We start from the raw sequence: 18,953 nt of genomic DNA, 5'->3' as shown, positions 1-18,953 counted from the left end.
ATCTGGTTTCTACGAAAAAACAAGGTTTTTCGCTTAAAAAATGGGAGGAAAAGTACTAAAAATAGAACAATTAAAGCCTACAATTAACGTTTTTTGCTCCTTCTAAAAAATAAAAAAAACTCCCACTTTGATGGGAGTTTAATCTTTTTATAAGTCTTTGTTAAGCAACTTCTTCGCCAGCTGTTGCATCAATTACAACCTGCCCTCTGTAATAAAGTTTGCCTTCGTGCCAGTGCGCACGGTGATAAAGGTGAGCTTCACCAGTAGTGGCGTCTACACCAATTTTAGGCATTGCAGCTTTGTAATGTGTTCTTCTCTTATCTCTTCTTGTTTTCGAGATTTTTCTCTTAGGATGTGCCATTACCGTTTAAATTAATTATCTGTTAAAAAATCTTTTAGTTTGTCCCAACGGGGATCTATTTCCTTTGGTTGAGGCTCTTGCTCCTCTTCCTCTTGATTATCTTTTATACTTAATTCTTCAAGTTTGTCTAATATGTCTGACTTTAAGGTTCCGTCTTCAACTCCCGGATGCACTCTTTTTGCAGGCATCGCCAGAACTAAAGTTTCATAAATGTACTGAGCGATATTTACTTCATATTCACCGTGTGGCAAAATTAAGATATCATCAATCTCATCATTGTACTCCTGACCAAACTTAACCACCAACTTATATGAAGTTTCTAATGGGTTGTCGTAAGGTTCATTGGTTAAATCACAATTTACATTTACAGTACCTTCGGCATCAAAATAGAACTCCATCAAGGTAGACTTTTTAATCAAAGTTACCTTTAGATCTACTGCGATGCTATTAAAGTCATCATAATCAAAATGCTCAAAGAACGTATTGTCAATTTCATATTGAAAATCGTGTTCCCCTTGTTTTAAACCAACAAATTGTATGGTATACGTTTTCAAATGCTTCATTACCTTTCTCTTTCCTAAAATCTCCACTTCCGCAAAAGGCGGGTGCAAAGATATAAATTTTTATTTAGCTGTTAATTAAGTGTGGATAAATTTTTTAAATATCTTTATTTTCCACGAGAGCGACCGGAATATTGTTTTTTTCGCGGTTGTTTTTGCAAAATATTTTCAGTCAAGACAGCATATTCTTCTCTTTTCTTATAAATATCTAAAGCCTTATACACAGCTTCTTTAAAAGAATTAATATCTGCAGTGCCTTTCCCGGCAATTTCAAAGGCAGTTCCATGGTCTGGAGAAGTGCGTACTTTATTAAGTCCGGCAGTGTAGTTTACTCCTTTTCCAAAAGCCAAAGTTTTAAAAGGAATTAAACCTTGATCGTGATAAGCCGCGATGATGGCATCAAAATTCTTATAGTTTCCGCTTCCGAAGAAACTATCAGCAGCATATGGCCCATATGTTAAATGTCCTTGATCACGAAGTTCTTCTAAGGTAGGGATTAGAATTTCATCGTCTTCCTTCCCGATGACGCCATTATCTCCAACATGCGGGTTGATTCCTAAGAATGCGATTTTTGGCTTACTCACTCCAAAATCCTGAACTAATGAATGATGAATCGTTTTAAATTTCTGCTTAATTAAATCTGAAGTGATTTTTGTAGTAACCTCATTCACCGGAACGTGATCGGTTAATAATCCTACTTTAAGCTTATCTGAAACCATAAACATAAGACTGTTGCCTTCAAGTTCCTGATTTAAATAATCGGTATGGCCTGGGAAATTAAATTCATCTCCTTGAATATTTGCTTTATTGATTGGCGCAGTGACCAAAGCATCAATTTCATCAGCTTTTAAAGCACTTACTGCAGCCTTTAAAGATTTTATAGCATAACTGCCCGCCTCTGGCGTCTCAGAACCAAAATGAATTCTGGGATTATCCTTCCAAACATTAACTACGTTTATTTTACCATCGATCACTTTATCTGCCGACTTTACTCCTTGAAAATTAATATCAAGGTTAAAATGCTTGAGAAGAAAGCTTATTGTTTTTGCTGAAGCAAAAATAACCGGTGTGCAAAAGTCAAGCATACGTGCATCCTCAAAGGTTCGTAAAACCACCTCTCCGCCAATTCCGTTTAAATCTCCTATGCTTATTCCTAATTTTATACTTTGTCCTTTCATGTGAAACCGCTTTGGCTTTCTTTTGTAAATTATAATGTAAAAGTACTTAATTAAAACGCAAACATGTTTACAGGTATTATTGAAGATTTAGGAAGTATTGAAAAATTAGAGCGCGAGGGTCAAAATTTACATATTACCGTAAAAAGCAAACTTTCAAGTGAACTGAAAATTGATCAAAGTGTTGCGCATAATGGTGTTTGTTTGACTGTTGTAGAATTGGAGGATAATTCTTACAAAGTTACAGCAATCGATGAAACGCTTAAGAAGACCAATTTAGACCAACTCAAAAAAGGAGATCTCGTGAACCTGGAGCGTGCTATGATTTTAGGCACCCGTCTGGACGGTCATATTGTTCAAGGACACGTAGATCAGACAGCAACCTGTGTAAATAAAGAAACGCAAGATGGAAGCTGGATTTTTACATTTAGTTATGATGCGTCTCATAATAATGTGACTATAGAAAAAGGTTCAATAACCATTAATGGTGTGAGTCTTACGGTAGTCAATTCAAAAGTCAATGAATTTAGTGTTGCCATTATCCCATATACCTACGAACACACCACATTTAAATCTATCGAAAAGGATTCTATTGTTAATCTCGAATTTGACGTGATCGGTAAGTATGTGAAACGTCTTATGAATCTGTAGGCTTCTGACGTTCTATCTTATAAAAATAAGAAGCTCCAGCTAAGGCACCTAAAATCAAAAGGTACGGAATATAGTCGTCTATTGGTGTCGGAAGTCCAACAGGAGGAGGAAGAGGAGGAGTTGATTTAACTTCAGGTTGAGGAGGTTCTTTCCCTCCTTGCGCATACCCAATATGCGCAGTACCTACAAAGAGGATTAACGTAACTACATATGTATATAGTTTTGAACGCATAGAAGGTGGGGGCTTCAATTTATAAACACGGCAATATTAAGAAAAATTACACAACTTCAGCTGTTTAACGTTGCTGTTTATCGATTTTTTACAAGGAATATTGCTACTATGTTCTTAATTAACTTCTGTTATATTCCTAATTACCTTATTTACGTTAATTCTGGCTATTTGGTTTTATTTACGCTTCAAAATTTTTGAAAATAAAAAAAGCCTTACGTCTCTGTAAGGCTTGTCTTTAGTAGTGGTCCCACCTGGGCTCGAACCAGGGACCACCTGATTATGAGAATTTAAGGAGTGCCTAAAAATTACTTTAAACAAACCTTAGTTTATTGATTTTTAGAATATTAATAATTTTCGATTTCATTTGATATCAGATGATTACAGAAAATAGTTGCAAATAGCTTGCGATTTTTTTTATGTAATTTGAAGCTATGAACACGCGATTTAACCTTATTTTAGACACTAGACGCAAGCGAAAAGATAATACTTTTCCCATAATTTTCCGATTGATTCATCTTGGAAAATCGACTTCTATAGCTACAGGATATGCCGTCGAAAAACGGTATTGGGACCCTCTAAAACAAGAAGTGAAAAATTCCTATCGTGACACCTTTTCTGTTTCTCGTTTAAACACAGTACTCCTAAAAGAAAAAGCCAGAGGAAATGATATTATCAATAAGCTTAACGATCAGCGAAAACTGCGGTTTCTCTCCCTTAGAGAATTAAGGGATAAAATCACCACGAAGGCTGTCTACGATTCCTTTTTTGATTTTGGAGATCAAGTCGTAGCTGAACTAAAAGCCGCAGATCGTATTGGCAGTGCCAAGTCTTACACAGTTACTCTTGGGGTTCTAAGGACATTTAATAAAGGTGCAGATCTTAAGTTCAATGAGGTGAACTTGGATTTGTTAGAACGCTTTCATAAATACCATATGGCAAAAGGGAATAGCCTCAACGGACTTGCAAATTATATGCGAAACATTCGTGCCCTGTTCAACCGAGGTATTAAGGCCGGGATCATTGAACAGGAAGCCTATCCCTTTATTCATTATCAGATTAGAACCGAACCTACCGCCAAACGGGCTTTAGACCTCCCTTCCATTCGGAAAATCGTGAATCTCAAATTAAAGGAAGATGATCCACTGTTTCATCACCGCAATTACTTCCTCATATCTTATATGCTCTACGGCATGCCTTTTATTGATTTGGCTTTTTTAAAACTTAAGAACATTCAGGACGGCAGGGTTAAGTATAGACGCAAGAAAACAGCCAAACAGTATAACATCAAGCTTACTGATCAGGTTATTGAACTCCTGGCCCATTACACAAAAGATAAGAAGCCGGATGATTTTATCTTTCCGTTTATTCATCGCGAAACCTTAGACCATCAATACAAAGACCTGCACCGCGCCCGCCGCCTTTATAACTTAGGCTTGCGTAAAATTGGTGAAAAATGCCAGATTCAACAGACACTCACAGCATACGTAGCCCGGCATAGTTTTGCTACTCAGGCTATGCTGCAAGAAGTGCCGTTGCAAGCTATATCAGAGATGCTGGGGCATACCAGCTTAAATACGACTCAAGTCTATCTAAAATCGTTGCCCAGTACCGTTTTAGACGGGTACAATGAACGCATCGTGATGATTTAAAAGCTGATTGGAGCTACTTAACTACCCTGAAATAGCAAGATGACTCTACACTAAGTCCACAGTGAGCCCACACTGCAGCCACACTTTTTGTGGGTGAGTATAGTTCCACAATGGAGTAGTGGATGAGGCATCATATAACAGCATCCGGGCTTTTGGATGGACTTTCCAACGGCGGAGTGTTGGAGAACACGTAGTTTGAACCGACTTGCTAAAGGCTTAATCAGATAAAAATTAGCTTTGTATAGCTATAACAGGATTTATTTATTAATTTGTATAGCTAATTTAGGACGGGTCAAAATGATTTCTATTATTTATTAAGACATAGATATTGGCAAATATTTAAGAACCTTCCATTTGCCTTCAATTTTTTTAAATAAAATTAGTGTCTCAATACTTTCCAATTTTGAACGAGACCATCTTTTAAGGACAACGGCCTTATTTTTTTTATCATTAATTAAAGCTTTGCTAAACTGTAGAATACCTCCAAAATTAGGATCATCGAATTTTTCATTTTTAAAAAATGATTGGTAATCTATTTTTTTCAAAAACGAAACTTCGAATTTTTCATTTTTAAAACTCCTTTTCTTTTGAGATATGTAACTTACCATATCCTTTCTTCCAGTAAAAACAAAATGATAATCTTCTGGCAAATTGATATTTAGACTATCAATTTCTAATTGTATCGGTATTTTTTCAATAAATATCTCCAATGGTGCTAAGCTATCGATATAGGCAATATCTCTTGTAGGTTTTTCTCCTTTTTTAAATTCCTCAAACGTAGGTGGTTTATTATATCTTGAATCAATTACTGAATTTGATAGGATATTATTAAAAGTTTGCTCAAATAGACCAGAGTCCTCAGTCGATTCACATCCATATATCGAAATCACTAAGAATAAAAGACTCCTAATCGCAAAGGTTGGTATTGTCATCATTATATACTTCATTTTGTAAAACTAATAATTGATCCAATTCATTATTAGTAATGTATTTATTTTGTTTTCCGTAATATTGCAAACCTTGCCAAGCTAAATATTTATAATGAGAAATTGTATGGTGATCCCCATCAAACTCCTTCAATGCCAAAGCAATAGGGTCTATGTAATATAAAGCCATATAATTATGTTCAGCAGCGGTAGCTACATAATTCGGATCAACGTTTATTTCTTCATAATAATTCCACATTGTTAAATACCAATCAAATTGGGCGCTTGGCATTGAGTTTGGACCTGAATTATTTGAAAACTTAAGTCTGTGTAACTCTGCGTGAATAGTCTCATGAAGTATTGTTGCTGCTATTTCGAGAGCTGGGCTATTTGCGATATTAGAAAGGTTTACTTTGATCTCAATTATTCCATTTGAATTGGGGAGAGAAGTTCTTGCTAGACCGATATCATCTTCATTATTATATGTCGAAAACTTAAGCCTATACTCACTATTCCCATTCGTAAAAGCTTCCGAAGTTTTTCGAAAAATATTATTTCCAGTAGAAATTAATGCTTCTAAAACACAATTAGCCTTAGTACTTATAAACATTGAATCTTTAATGATTTTATCATTCCAATTCATTTCCCCTCCTTCTGCTACTACCTTAAGGCCTTCAATAAAAAAAGGATCATTTATCCAAGCCCATCCATAAGGGCCATAATCCCAGTCTTTTATATGTGCTCTAGCAAAACTTGAATATTCTAAAGAATAATAGTCACTATTTCCTGTTATATCAAAAAGCTTACCTAGCATTTCATTAGTAAGTGAAGTAGGTAAAGGCTTTCCTCCCTTTGCCATAAACTCGCGAATTAAGTTTCCTTTGCTACTTAAATCTGTTGCTTCATAGGAAAACTGTTCAAGTACCTTCGGAAAGTTGTAATACCCTGAAGCTGGTGTGGAAGAATATCTGCGCATTTGAGCCAGATATTCTGGGCGGTCAGAATCTTGTCCACTAAAACTTAGGTAAGAGTTGAAAAAGTTACCTAAACTAGTAGATCCATTCAAATAACTCTGATAAAGATTTTTAACTGCATTGATCGAAGCTGAATTAAAATCACTTGTTTCAAAATGACTTCCAACTACTTGTTTAACAGCAGGACTATTTGTAATAGTATTGAATACATTTTCGTTATTCATTTGATGAATAGCATAATTAACCTTTACTTCGAGCGGATCTAGTATATCATTATAAAACGTTGAAGGCATACTACTATCATTAGTCCAATTATCTAGTTCTGCTTGATAATCATGCTCATATACGTCTTGATTATAGGAATATGGGTATAATGGTAGACTTGGCCCTTGAATAGCTCCTATTCGTTGTCCATTATAATCTTGTATTAAAGAATAAGTCATAAAAGCTATACGAGATTCATAACTACCAATACTATTATAAATGTCTATCCATTGATCTGCAATAAAATTTGCCAATCTATCTTGGTCCCAAATGATATTACTTCTATAATTTTTCACATATAATTCCTCCAATGGAATAAAGGTGGGATAATAATCCTCGCCTGTATCACCTAAGGCATTATTAACTTCATAATAGTTTAGATTATTGATTTTATCGCCATCATATTTTAATTCCTCAAAATCATAAATAGGTGGATCACCTACACGTTGTAAATCCGAAAATCTCAATTTTAAAATTCTGAATGCAGCTCCTGTATAATTTAAATCTTGTTTTAAAACATTCATTTGTGATGACAAACTGAGTTGAAAATCTCTAATCTCATCTTGAGATCTTATTAAGCCATCATTCTTTTTAAAAAAAGCGTGTTGAGCATCTCTAAAACTGCTGAAACTTTGATTTAATCTATTTTCGATTTCTTCCTGCAAATTGTCTTCTTGATGCCTTAACCAAGAATTTCTTTGTGCTTGCTCAATTTGAGCATAATAATTAAATAGATCAAAATAATTTGGGTAGAAATAACATTCACACGTAAAATCCCATTCCGACTCAGTATTATTTAGAGAGTAGGTTTCGTTAGGCTGAGTTAATTTTGAATTCTCTGAATTACCAATTTTATTATATTGGGAAAAAAGTAGAATAGGACTAAATAGAATTGTAAGAAATACAATTAAGCTTTGGTTGTTGTTTTTCATCACTTATATATTATTTCTTAATCAAAACTTTATTGTAAGATTCTTTGCCGGTAGAAAGTTTCAAAACATAATTTCCGGTTACTATATCACTTCCATCAAATCTTAAAGTTTGTATTCCTTGACGTTGGTAAACATTATTACTCAAGCTTTTTACTGGATACCCCATCATATTATATAACGTAAGCTGGGAATTACTATCATAAGGTAATTCATATTGAACCAGAAAATCTGTCTCAACGGGATTTGGATAAACCTTAATGAAATCATTTTGAGCTGCTATACCATCGATTTCAGATTCAGATAAACCTAATTGGTTTTTAGTCAGAACTAAGATAGTGGGCTCAAGTGGCTCTTGTAATTTTGAGCTCCATGCATCAATATGAGCAAATAGATATTCATCTCCTTTGATCTTCTTACTTTCAAATGATATACTATTTATAGCCCAAGAGATATTTTTATATTCAGGCCGATCGACATAAGCAAAAGGGAGAACAACTTCCAGCCCTTCAGGATAAATTACATTATTGTAAAAATATCCAGAGCCATTAAATATAGATTCACGGGTTTGCATCAGAATTTCTATGGAAGAGCCATCCTTACTTTGGGTAAGGTTAAGTTGTAAATTATCACTACTGATTACTTTATTTCCAGACCAATCCATATCAAAAATATGTCCCTCATAGTCCCCAAGTAAGGTATCTTTATCAACATTTGAACTATTACTCGTGCTTGTTAAAAGTTGATTTTCAAAACTGAATACAGTTCGATTAGCATTAAGTTCATTAATATGGTTTATGAAATTTTTACTATTTTCTAGAGATAGAGTATCAAGTTTGGACTTAGCACTCTCTTTTCCCTCATCTAATCCAAGTCCGTAAAATTGACATATTGCAAGCCAATGCTTAGCCATTGGGTAAGAACTATTTTCAAACCACTCTATTGCCTCTTCATAACTTTGCTCAATAGAACCTAACCCTTTGAGGTACATATAACCTAATGAATACTTAGCTTTTTCATTATTTGAATCTGCTGCATTTTCAAACCAGTAGAAGGCTTTCTCAAAATCTACCGAACAGCCTATTCCACTTTTATGAAGTTCTCCTAATAAACAAGCTGCACTAACATCTCCTAGTATAGCTGCTTTTTCAATGTTTTCAAAAGCTTGTCGGAAATCTTCATCATTTTGCCCCGTAAGTAACTGTATTTTTCCTTTGACAAAAAAGGAAATTTTAGTGTCATCAAAGCAGTTTTCTATATTATTACTAATCTCACTAATCAATTTTTCAGATGGATTTTCTAGATGTGAAAGATAATCTGCTGCCACTTCTAATTTATAAGAACAATTTTGTGAGTTAGAGCTAAAACTTATAAGGAATGAGAACAGTGGAAATAGTAAAAAATGGTAGTTATGTTTCATATAATATTCATTATTATCAATTGTAAATATGAATATTTAAATCATTACTATATTACAGGTAACAATTTGATAAGTATTTAATAACACGACTGATTACTTCTCAATACACTCTAGAAGGTTTTACTTCTCTGCAAAATTCTAGATCTAAAGAAGTAATGTTATAAACTCTTTACTTGCTTTCATTTTAATTTCCGTTCAACAAACTTGGGTTGTTCTTCTTCCTGTTGATTAAAAAGCCGATCCAATAGTGCTTTGGTGGGTTTGGTTTGTTCATTTTCTATTCTTCTTAAAATAGCTTCTACCCCATCCATCCGTTTGTTAATTAGTGCCTCCAATCGCTGTTTAGAATCATCAAAAGGCTCAAATGGATTGATAGAATACTGCTCAAAAAAGTCTAAAATAGCCTCTAGGGTTTCAGTATAATTGGCATCATTTGCTAGGGCATACTTTTTAAAGCGCTCCACTGTTTCGGTGTGAAAATTTATTCGGGAAAATCGTTTACTCATCACTAGGTTTTTAAAGATTAGGATAATCAATCACCCTGTTTATAACGGTTTTGAAGCGTTTCACGGAAAATTACTATAAAGCAGTTGTTTTCAATACTTTACAATATTGAAATAACTCGCTTAAAGACAGTTAATTACAAATAAAAATGAGCTATATAACCTCGCGCAGCGGGTTATCCTCTTGCTTCTCATTTTTGTCCGCTTCGCTACTCAAAATGATAACTTTTACACCCTAAGTTATCAATTAAAATCCGCATTAATTTTGATGTCAAATGCTTTCAAATTTTATGGAGGATAAAAACCAATTACTTGGTATATCTGGAGCGTTTTTCTTGAAGTTTGATAGAAAAACAGAAGCTCCACATCAGATAGATTTCAATATCCGCTCAAACGAAAAATAGCTGCTTCTAAGCATCCATTTACTTTCCATAGCGCCATCGCGTTTCCTTTTCGATTACCTCCATTTAAAATTTAGTATTGAGGAAAGCTTTTATAAAAAGAGCGACAACGGAGCCTGGTTATGCAAAGCGGCTCAAACTAAATTTTAGTTCTTTCAAGCAAAGGAAATGAGCGTTTGAAAAAAGTGTGTTGGTAGTATTTTGAGTTTGACTCAGCCTCTTTTTGAGCAATCATTTTATAGTGCACTTGAATCAAGCGAACGTAATCCCTTTTTTCGGGATTGGGTTCAAGATTTTTGAATGAACCGCTTTTACCGAAATGAAGCTATTTTGCGGAATGTAGGGAAATGGGGTGAAGAATTATGGATCTAAAATTCTATTCTATAGATCCAATAAAGTCAAGTTTCTCAATTCTGTTTTTTGCCCATTGGATTACTTGTTTTTTATCACTATCAACTAAGCGATTATTTTCAAGCATCAATATAAATTCCTTCAGATTTTCAACACGTTTCCATTGATCCGCTAATTGTAAAAGCTTTTCAAATTTTTGATCTTCCTCAATCCTTTTCCGTTTTAAAGCTTCAGCCTTTTCTGATTCGACTTTATTTCTTCGGTGTTTTACATCACGATAAATAGATTCTGCACGTTCTTTCTTGGCTAAATATTCAAGCCTGGCAATGATTTCAGAAATTTTATGCTCTAGAGTTAGGGTCTTTTGGTCTTGCCATTCTTTACCGCGCCAGCTATCAATTTTTAAAGCAAGCTTTCCTGTAGGTATATAATCAGATCCCCAACCATCACTTCTAGGAACCCGTTTATTAACCTCACGAAGACTAAACGGATAGGACACCCCGCAAATATAAATTTCATAGTGGTAGTTCCGGATTTCGAAATGGTGGCCTCGCAATCTTAAATTTTTAATCAAGCAGTCTATAAATCGTAGTGCACGAACCTCTTGTTCTTTAGAGGTGTTAATAGAAATTGTAGGATTGTCATAACTGCTCAGGTATTGACCTCGCTTACGTACCTTTTCTCGCTCTTCTGTTATCCTCAAATAGTCTTCGACCAACCTATCAGGTTTACTGAGTCTTTGAAACACATTTAGATCTAAGCTTTGATCCTCTTCTATTTCTTTTTTTATGTGTTTTTCTAAAGCCTTTCCTTTTAAATAGATCCAAGAATAAGGATCTTGTTCTTCATTAATAGCTCCCCAAATAATACGTTCATCATCAGGGTTAGGCAATGCTGGCTGAGCTGCTTGTTTGCCAAACTTTAATTTTAACCAATAATTGGATGGAGGTCGAGGTATCTCGTATTTTTTACAAAGCGCTACTATTGTATGGTAGTCAATTTCGAGCTCCTCTGTTATTTTGGTTAAGGGCTTAGACCAAACTAATTCATAAAACTTCTTACGAGTAAATTGAGTTGTCATTTTTAGAATTTTCTAATAAATATAAATCATATTACTAACCTTTATCTCATTCTAATATCTAATATCCGGATACAGGATATTTTATTATAATTTGCTTATATCTAATATAATATATTACTATATTGCATATCCGGATACAGGATATTATTATGCAAACTACTAAAGAACTTACAGCAATAGATGTAGCTATGCTACTTAAATTACTAGCTAATCAAGATAATCCTTTGAAGCAAACTGAATTATCTGAACAACTATACATAGCACAATCTGAAGTAAGTAGATCTATATCCCGATTAGATTATGCCCAGTTATATAGCAAGTACAACAAATCAGTAAATAGGCTCAATACTTTTGAGTTTCTGGTTTATGGAGTTAAATATGCATTTCCCGTACAACCCGGCTCGATAGTAAGAGGTATACCTACAGCACATAGCGCTCCACCACTGTCCGACCTTATAATCAGTCAAGAAAATTATGTTTGGGCATATGCTAAGGGAACTATAAGAGGACAGCATATTGAACCTTTCTATAAAAATTTACCAAAAGCTAGTTTAGTAGATTCTAAATTTTATGGACTTCTGGCTTTAATTGATACGCTTCGCGTGGGAAAACAAAGAGAAATAGCTATTGCAAAGGAAAAGCTAGAACAAAATATAATTCATGGAAAATAAAATCATCAATATAGATACAGTTGCTCAAGTAGCTGAAGGGTTAAAAGATCTCAAATCGAAAATGATCTTTGTAGGTGGTGCAATAGTTAGTTTATATACAGATGATCCTAGTGCAGAAGAGATACGCCCAACACAGGATATTGATCTTACTACGGAACTTGTAACCTATACCGACCTTCTAAACCTTCAAGATAAATTGAGTGAATTAAGCATTTATCCTGATCCAGAAGCAGGAGATATCATTAGCTATCAATTCAATAATATTGCTATAGATATTGTTCCCGGAAAAGATGGCCTTACTGGACCGGCAAACAAATGGTACAGTTATGGCTTCGATGATATCCGCAAAACATTTGCAAAGGATCAAGAAATTCAAATCTTCAGTCCTGCTGTTTTTATTGCAACAAAATTTGAGGCTTTTCACAGTCGAGGGAGTGATTTTCGAACGAGTCATGATTTTGAGGATATTATAAATGTTCTCAACAACTGTACATACATTGTAGAAGACATAAATAAAGCCCATAAAGACGTCATATCCTATATTCAAAAGGAACTAAACGTTATTATGAAAAGCCCTCTTAAAAACGAATTACTTGCTGCACATATTCACCCTTATATACGTGAAGAGAGAATAGTAATACTTGAAGAAAAAATCAATAAAATCTTAGCTATATAAATTTAGCAAGGCTACTTATTGAGCTTAATAAAGCTGTAGGTGCATTCAAATCGCTTTCTCACTCCCATTTTTACAAAAAGTGATTCAATTTGTAATCAATTGACTTTAAATAAGTTAAAGTTTTACTAAAAATGGACTTATTTGCAAATTACTTGCAAATTAAAAAAGCCTCAGAAGACAAAATCTTCTGAGGCTTAGTGTTTACTGGTGGTCCCACCTGGGCTCGAACCAGGGACCACCTGATTATGAGTCAGGTGCTCTAACCAACTGAGCTATAGGACCGGCTGTTAACCATTATTTCATAGTTAAAGCGGGCGCAAAAATAAGATTAATTTTTATTTACTACAAACTTTAAATTATAGCAGCAGCTGTTTAATCAATATCCTGACACAACTCTATTAAAACACCTCCTGTGCTTTTAGGATGTAAAAAGGCTACCCATTTGTTATCTGCTCCCTTTTTAGGTTCTTCATTGAGTAAATGAAATCCTTCATCCTTCAGTCTTTTCATTTCTGATCTGATATCGTCAACCGCATAAGCGATATGATGCACTCCTTCTCCCCGCTTTTCAAGAAACTTAGCTATGGGACTATCATCTTGTGTTGCTTCAAGCAATTCTATTTTAGAAGCACCCATTTTAAAAAAAGAGGTGTTTACACCTTCAGAAGCTACGGCTTCAGTTTTATAAGGAGCAGTTCCTAAAAGCTTTGTATACATTTCGTTGGAATCTTTCAGACTTTTAACAGCAATTCCTATATGTTCAATTTTTTCCATGGTATTCCGTTTCTAAATTTTCAGCTTTTAAATCTCGGTTAAGCTAAAGGTAGCGCAATTATAAAAAATGTATTTTTGCAGTATGGAAACAAATAGACAAAAGAAGGTTGCCGGTGTTCTTCAACGCGATTTAGTTGATGTAATTCAAAAGGCATTGATGGAGGCTGGTGTAAAAAATATAATTGTCTCGGTGAGCAAAGTGAATGTAACTACAGATCTCTCACAGGCAAAAGTCTACATAAGTGTTTTTCCTCACGACAAGGCTTCTGAAATTTTAAAGGAAGTAAGCGCTGTAAAGCCTTTTATTAAGCACGAGATCGCAAATCGCACGCGTCATCAATTGCGTCGTATGCCTGAATTGCAATTTTATATTGATGACTCTCTAGAGTACATCGACGGAATTGATAAATCTCTTAAAGGTTCTGAAGATCCTATTCAAAATCCCGATTTACTTCCTCGTAGAAAAAAATCATAAGGCACTCCACTGTTGAAATTTCCCGTATTTATCGCAAAACGTTATCTGTTTACAAAAAGCAGTAATAATGCTATAAATATCATTACGCTTATTTCGGCAGTGAGTATCATTGCAGGTGCTGCCGCTCTTTTTATCGTATTATCAGGGTTTTCGGGTTTAAAAGATTTCAGCCTTTCCTTTTCTTCGATTTTTGATCCAGACTTAAAAGTACTTCCCGCAAGCGGAAAAACTATTTTGTTTACTCCAGATTTAGCTGCTGAGCTTGAAGCTAATCCTGATATAATTAGTTACACTCAAGTTATTGAAGAGCGTGCATTTCTCGAGTTTAGAGGAAAAAACCACATAGCTTATATTAAAGGTGTTGATGAAAACTACCGAAAAGTTAACAGTATCGATAGCACCTTGCTCTATGGTAATTGGATCACTCCGGAAGAACCTGTAGCAGCCATTGGTTTTGGAATCTCTCGCATTCTTTCGCTAGGCGTAAATAATTATAGTGATTTACTTAGAGTAATGGTTCCCAAGCCGGGAACCGGACAAATTACCGATCCTACACAAGCTTTTAATAGTTCGCAATTGGTCGTTTCAGATATTTTTCAAGTTAATGAGGAACTTGATCAAAAATATTTGTTCACCAATATTGACTACGTTCGAAAATTGCTGAATTACAACGAAGCTACACTCAGTAGTGTAGAATTAAAGTTAAATCCTAAGGCAGACCCCGTACAGGTACAGCAAAGAATACAACGCCTTTTTGGAGATCAGACTGAAGTTAAAACCCGCTTTCAGCTTAATGACAAGCTTTACAAAATGCTAAATGCCGAAAATCTAGCGGTTTACTTAATTTTCACCTTGGTTTTAATCATTGCGCTTTTCAATCTTGTGGGAAGTATTATTATGATCATCATCGATAAAAAAGCCAATATCCGAACGCTGCATAGCCTGGGCGCTTCATTGAAAGACATCAAAAAAATCTACTTTTTACAAGGAACGATGATGAGTGTCTTTGGTGGAATCATCGGTTTGATTTTGGGAAGTTTGATCGTAGGAGCACAATTGCAGTTTCAGCTTAAAATGATCACACCAACACTTCCCTACCCTATGGAATTTACACTCGTTAATTTCTTAGCGGTATTTTTTACCATTTCCATCTTAGGGATTTTGGCTTCCTATCTCGCGTCGTCGACTATTAGGCCTAAGTTATTACAGGATTAACCTGCTGCTAGCTTTAATAGGTTTGTTGCGCAAAATCATAATCGGCAAACAATTCTTCAACCTCATCAAAAGCAGCAAAAACATCTTCTGGAGCATCACTGGTTACCATTTTCATACGATAAGGCTTAAAACCGGGAATTCCTTTAAAGTAATTAGTATAGTGACGGCGTGTCTCAAATACACCGAGTTTTTCACCCTTCCAATCTATGGACATCTGTAAATGTCTGCGAGCAGCATCAACGCGCTCTTGCATAGTTGGTGGAGCCATATGCTCACCTGTGTTGAAAAAATGCTTTACCTCTCTAAAAAACCAAGGATACCCAATACTCGCCCGACCGATCATCGCACCGTCAAGGCCATACTGATCTCGCATTTCTACAGCGCGCTCGGGAGTATCTACATCGCCGTTTCCAAAAACGGGAATATGCATGCGCTGATTATTTTTAACTTCAGCAATAGGTTTCCAATCGGCATTACCTTTATACATCTGTGCGCGCGTTCTACCGTGAATGGCAATCGCCTTACAACCTACATCTTGCAAGCGTTCGGCAACTTCAACGATTTTGATCGAGTCGTGATCCCAACCCAAACGGGTTTTAACGGTAATCGGTAAGTTAGTATGCTTGACCATAGCTTCGGTAAGTGAAACCATCAGATCAATATCTTTTAAAATCCCGGCGCCGGCACCTTTAGAAACTACTTTCTTAACCGGACAACCAAAGTTGATATCAATAATATCTGGCTTTGAAGCTTCTACAATTTCAACACTCTGAAGCATCGACTCGAGATTGGCTCCAAAAATCTGAATACCTACGGGACGTTCTTTCTCATAAATATCGAGTTTCATCACGCTTTTTGCAGCGTCACGAATGAGGCCCTCACTCGAGATAAACTCGGTATACACCACATCGGCTCCCTGCTCTTTGCACAATGCGCGAAAAGGCGGGTCACTCACATCTTCCATAGGTGCTAAAAGCAACGGGAAGTCTCCTACATCAATATCTCCTATTTTAGCCAAAGCAATACTTTTTAAAATAATTTTTTGGAATACCTAGAAAGCTTCAGTTTGTTTTAACCGAGCAATTCTCGCGCAAAATTAAGGAATGTTTTATTAAGAAGTATATTCTTAATTGGTACCGAGCTCTTTCAGTCTGGTTTCTTCTTCAACTGAAGTGTTTCTACTATTATCACTTAATTTGAAGTTTCCGAAGTTATAACGTACACCTACACGAATCTTTTGAGATTCTGGCATAGCAAAGAAGGTATTGTTCTGATTCAAATAGTGCGACGTAAGCGGAATGTTATTGGTGTTGAATATGTCTTCAGAACTTAAATTAACTATCAAACGCCCATCTAGAAAACGCTTTTGAATGTCTACATTGAGCCTATATTGCGGGCGATCGTATTCATAGGAACCCACTAAAAAATTTGAAGTGAAATTATTTGAAATAGCCACATTAAGCGTTGGATTGATTATGAGATAATTCAGTGTTTCAATGTATAACCCATTGATCTCTTTTTGAACTAGGCTATTGTTATCTTCTAGGGCTACAAATTCATTTTCTAGATTGAAAAAAGACGCATAAACGCTCATCCACATCCAATTATTTACAAATTCTGAATAGATAACATCCAGACTGTATTGTTGCTCATAATTAAGATTAGTATTTACACTTCTCAAGGTTAAATTTTCATTATCCTGAAAAGGCAATCTACTCATCGCATTATCGATACGATCCCAATACAGCTCAAAACTCAACTTGTTTTTAAAAGAATACGAAAGCTTGACTTTGTTTGCAATTGCCGGTTGAATATTTGGGTTTCCTTCTTGAAAGTTGTTTTCATTTAAGAAATACCTGTACGGATTCAAACTTTGAAAACGCGGGCGATCTATTCTTCTGCTGTAATCAAGAGCAAAGCTATGGTTGTCAGCAGCGGCGTACATCAAATAAGCTGTAGGAAACAATTCTAAATACTCCTGCGTATTCACAACGCCTAAAGTTCGTGAGTTCCCGTTAGCATCGGTATATTCTCCGCGCAGGCCAGTTTTAAAACTCCATTTTTCCCAATCTTTAGCAAAGCTGAAATACGACGCATAAATACCTTCAGTATAATCGAAATTATCATTAAGGATCGCATCGGCATCGCTTACATTTCCTGCAGTATTAAAGAACTCCTGTCTACTTTCAGAATTGATTCCAGAATATTTTGCTCCGGCTTCAAAGGACCACTTTCCTAAATTACCTGAATAATCTAATTGCCCGGTATAAATCTGAGATTTTTGAGTTGGGATAGTGTTGAACGCATTTGCATTTAAAAGGTTGCCTTGAGCCGAAACATAGCGCGTAGCCACAGATTGCATTTGATTATCTGTATAATCTATATAATTGGCGTTGGCCGAAAGCGTTGCTCCATTTTCACCCAATTGCTTCTCATAATTTAAATTGAAAAGCAAATTATCACGCTGATTTTCTAATCGGCTTTGCGTGGTATATAAAGAATCTAACTGACCTTGTGGATTGTAGGTTTCCGTTCTACCGCTGATGTCTGAATTTGCTTTTGGCGTATGCAGAATATTAGCAGTAAAACTCAACATTTCTGTCTCACTTAATGTGAAATCTAAAATGGTATTTAAACTGTGCGAAATGGTTCGGGTTTCTCGCTGAAACAAATCTTCCCAAGTCGCTTTTTCACTTCCGTTAGGATTGTAAAACTGAACAAAACCTTCATCGGTTTTGACATCAAATCGGGAATTGAAATTATAACTCGCAAACGCATTTAACCAATCGGTTTTATAGTATTGGCTGGTTCCTACGTTGTATTTAGGTTTGATTGCAACTGTATTGGAAGCATTGAGACTTCCTTTATAGCCAATCGAAAGATTTTTTGAAGTAATGATATTCAAAATCGCACCGCCTTCGGCATCATATCTCGCCGGAGGTGTCGTGATCACTTCAACAGATTTTACATTAACTCCCGCAAAGCCTTCAAGCAATTGTTGCAATTCTTCATTGGTCAAATACACTTTACGGTCATTGATATATACTTGTGCCGGTCTGTTTTTTACTAAAAGTTGCCCCTGATTAACAATTACTCCGGGAGTGCGCTGTAAAATATCAAAAGTAGTCCCCGAAGAAATTGCAGTATTTTCAACATTAAAAACTATGCGATCTACTCTTCGGTCTACCGTGGGTTTTCTGTAATTCACCGTAACGGCATCGAGCGCTTCAGAATTCTCTTGAAGTATTAAATCTGGAATACGTATTTGATCCTTCAACTCAAACGGACTGCTGTAACTCTCTTTAAAACCAACAAAACTGGCTTTAATTAAATAGGTTCCGGAAGAAATTTCAGCAAAAAGAATTTCACCATTTTCTTCACTTACCGCTCCCTTGACAAAGGTAGAGTCTGCAGCTTTAAGTAGTAATACATTAGCATAAGGCACCGCACGTTGCTGATCATCTATAACCTTACCGGTTATGTTTCCGCTTTGGGTAAAAGAAACAAAAGGGGCTAAGAAAAAGGAGATTAGTAACTGGTGCTTCATATACGCTCAAAACTAATGTAAATTATATGTTAATAAAATTAAACCTTAAATTTTTTGAATGTTTTTTAGGGTAAACTACCTCAGGTTAAGCCAATGAGGCGGTGGTTGGAAACAAATT

General features: G+C 35.4%; 18 protein-coding genes and 1 tRNA gene. 6 read left to right on the top strand and 13 right to left on the bottom strand.

All coding sequences use genetic code 11. The features are described from left to right. Positions 1-160: 160 nt before the first annotated feature. The 3 genes from rpmF to pdxA form a co-directional block, all read right to left on the bottom strand. Positions 161-361: a 50S ribosomal protein L32 gene (rpmF, locus tag MED217_RS18275; RefSeq protein ID WP_040533061.1), complete on the bottom strand. Its 201-nt coding sequence runs from the start codon at positions 359-361 to the stop codon at positions 161-163. Positions 362-372: 11 nt separating this feature from the next. After that, positions 373-924 (bottom strand): YceD family protein, encoded by a 552-nt coding sequence (locus MED217_RS18270; protein ID WP_040533845.1) that lies wholly within the window; start codon positions 922-924, stop codon positions 373-375. A 104-nt stretch (positions 925-1,028) separates the two neighbouring features. After that, complete coding sequence (gene pdxA, locus MED217_RS18265; RefSeq protein WP_009782050.1) at positions 1,029-2,099, bottom strand: 4-hydroxythreonine-4-phosphate dehydrogenase PdxA; 1,071 nt, start codon at positions 2,097-2,099, stop codon at positions 1,029-1,031. 63 nt (positions 2,100-2,162) lie between these two features. Between pdxA and MED217_RS18260 the strand changes: the two genes are divergently transcribed. Further along, on the top strand, positions 2,163-2,747 hold the full coding sequence (locus tag MED217_RS18260) for a riboflavin synthase (protein WP_009782049.1): 585 nt from the start codon (positions 2,163-2,165) through the stop codon (positions 2,745-2,747). Here MED217_RS18260 and MED217_RS18255 read toward each other — a convergent pair. Then, positions 2,734-2,997 carry a hypothetical protein gene (locus MED217_RS18255; protein ID WP_154648979.1) on the bottom strand — a complete coding sequence of 88 codons (264 nt, stop codon included), beginning with the start codon at positions 2,995-2,997 and terminating at the stop codon, positions 2,734-2,736. The two genes, MED217_RS18260 and MED217_RS18255, sit on opposite strands and share 14 nt — an antisense overlap. A 413-nt stretch (positions 2,998-3,410) precedes the next feature. On the opposite strand from MED217_RS18255, the gene MED217_RS18250 reads away from it, so the two are divergent. Further along, the gene (locus MED217_RS18250) at positions 3,411-4,628 is read left to right on the top strand and encodes a site-specific integrase (RefSeq protein ID WP_009782047.1); all 1,218 of its coding nucleotides are present in this window, start codon (positions 3,411-3,413) and stop codon (positions 4,626-4,628) included. Between the two features lie 314 nt (positions 4,629-4,942). Here the strand turns inward: MED217_RS18250 and MED217_RS18245 are convergent, their stop codons facing one another. The 5 genes from MED217_RS18245 to MED217_RS18225 all read right to left on the bottom strand — a co-directional run bounded on the left by MED217_RS18245 (position 4,943) and on the right by MED217_RS18225 (position 11,477). Further along, positions 4,943-5,563: a hypothetical protein gene (locus MED217_RS18245; RefSeq protein WP_040533058.1), complete on the bottom strand. Its 621-nt coding sequence runs from the start codon at positions 5,561-5,563 to the stop codon at positions 4,943-4,945. Further along, on the bottom strand, positions 5,535-7,724 hold the full coding sequence (locus MED217_RS18240; protein ID WP_009782045.1) for a hypothetical protein: 2,190 nt from the start codon (positions 7,722-7,724) through the stop codon (positions 5,535-5,537). The genes MED217_RS18245 and MED217_RS18240 overlap by 29 nt, the downstream gene beginning before the upstream one ends. A gap of 10 nt (positions 7,725-7,734) precedes the next feature. Next, positions 7,735-9,141: a T9SS type A sorting domain-containing protein gene (locus tag MED217_RS18665; RefSeq protein WP_083778058.1), complete on the bottom strand. Its 1,407-nt coding sequence runs from the start codon at positions 9,139-9,141 to the stop codon at positions 7,735-7,737. A 179-nt stretch (positions 9,142-9,320) separates the two neighbouring features. Continuing rightward, the gene (locus MED217_RS18230; protein WP_009782043.1) at positions 9,321-9,647 is read right to left on the bottom strand and encodes a BfmA/BtgA family mobilization protein; all 327 of its coding nucleotides are present in this window, start codon (positions 9,645-9,647) and stop codon (positions 9,321-9,323) included. A gap of 774 nt (positions 9,648-10,421) precedes the next feature. Beyond that, entirely contained in the window at positions 10,422-11,477 is a 1,056-nt protein-coding gene (locus MED217_RS18225; protein ID WP_009782041.1) for a hypothetical protein, read from the bottom strand. Positions 11,478-11,626: 149 nt separating this feature from the next. Here MED217_RS18225 and MED217_RS18220 point away from each other — a divergent pair, with 149 nt between their 5' ends. Together MED217_RS18220 and MED217_RS18215 are read left to right on the top strand one after the other, a co-directional pair. After that, positions 11,627-12,148 (top strand): MarR family transcriptional regulator, encoded by a 522-nt coding sequence (locus tag MED217_RS18220; RefSeq protein ID WP_009782040.1) that lies wholly within the window; start codon positions 11,627-11,629, stop codon positions 12,146-12,148. Then, on the top strand, positions 12,138-12,824 hold the full coding sequence (locus tag MED217_RS18215) for a nucleotidyl transferase AbiEii/AbiGii toxin family protein (protein ID WP_009782039.1): 687 nt from the start codon (positions 12,138-12,140) through the stop codon (positions 12,822-12,824). The genes MED217_RS18220 and MED217_RS18215 overlap by 11 nt, the downstream gene beginning before the upstream one ends. A gap of 205 nt (positions 12,825-13,029) precedes the next feature. Here the strand turns inward: MED217_RS18215 and MED217_RS18210 are convergent. Both MED217_RS18210 and mce read right to left on the bottom strand, forming a co-directional pair. Continuing rightward, positions 13,030-13,106 (bottom strand) — tRNA-Ile (locus MED217_RS18210). A 90-nt stretch (positions 13,107-13,196) separates the two neighbouring features. Beyond that, a complete protein-coding gene (mce, locus tag MED217_RS18205; RefSeq protein WP_009782038.1) occupies positions 13,197-13,598 on the bottom strand; it encodes a methylmalonyl-CoA epimerase in 402 nt (133 codons plus the stop codon). Between the two features lie 82 nt (positions 13,599-13,680). On the opposite strand from mce, the gene rbfA reads away from it, so the two are divergent. Then, the gene (gene rbfA, locus MED217_RS18200) at positions 13,681-14,073 is read left to right on the top strand and encodes a 30S ribosome-binding factor RbfA (RefSeq protein WP_009782037.1); all 393 of its coding nucleotides are present in this window, start codon (positions 13,681-13,683) and stop codon (positions 14,071-14,073) included. Between the two features lie 12 nt (positions 14,074-14,085). Next, positions 14,086-15,288, top strand: a complete 1,203-nt coding sequence (locus tag MED217_RS18195; RefSeq protein WP_009782036.1) for an ABC transporter permease — start codon at positions 14,086-14,088, stop codon at positions 15,286-15,288. Positions 15,289-15,301: 13 nt separating this feature from the next. Here MED217_RS18195 and dusB read toward each other — a convergent pair whose 3' ends face one another. Both dusB and MED217_RS18185 read right to left on the bottom strand, forming a co-directional pair. Continuing rightward, positions 15,302-16,306, bottom strand: coding sequence for a tRNA dihydrouridine synthase DusB (dusB, locus tag MED217_RS18190; protein ID WP_009782035.1), 1,005 nt, complete (start codon positions 16,304-16,306; stop codon positions 15,302-15,304). A gap of 108 nt (positions 16,307-16,414) precedes the next feature. After that, entirely contained in the window at positions 16,415-18,835 is a 2,421-nt protein-coding gene (locus MED217_RS18185) for an outer membrane beta-barrel family protein (protein ID WP_009782034.1), read from the bottom strand. Positions 18,836-18,953 lie beyond the last annotated feature (118 nt).

This window comes from Leeuwenhoekiella blandensis MED217, assembly GCF_000152985.1.
In the GTDB taxonomy this organism is placed as follows: Bacteria; Bacteroidota; Bacteroidia; order Flavobacteriales; family Flavobacteriaceae; genus Leeuwenhoekiella; species Leeuwenhoekiella blandensis.
Note: the sequence above shows the minus strand (reverse complement) of the source record. Positions and strands in the feature narration are given on the sequence as shown.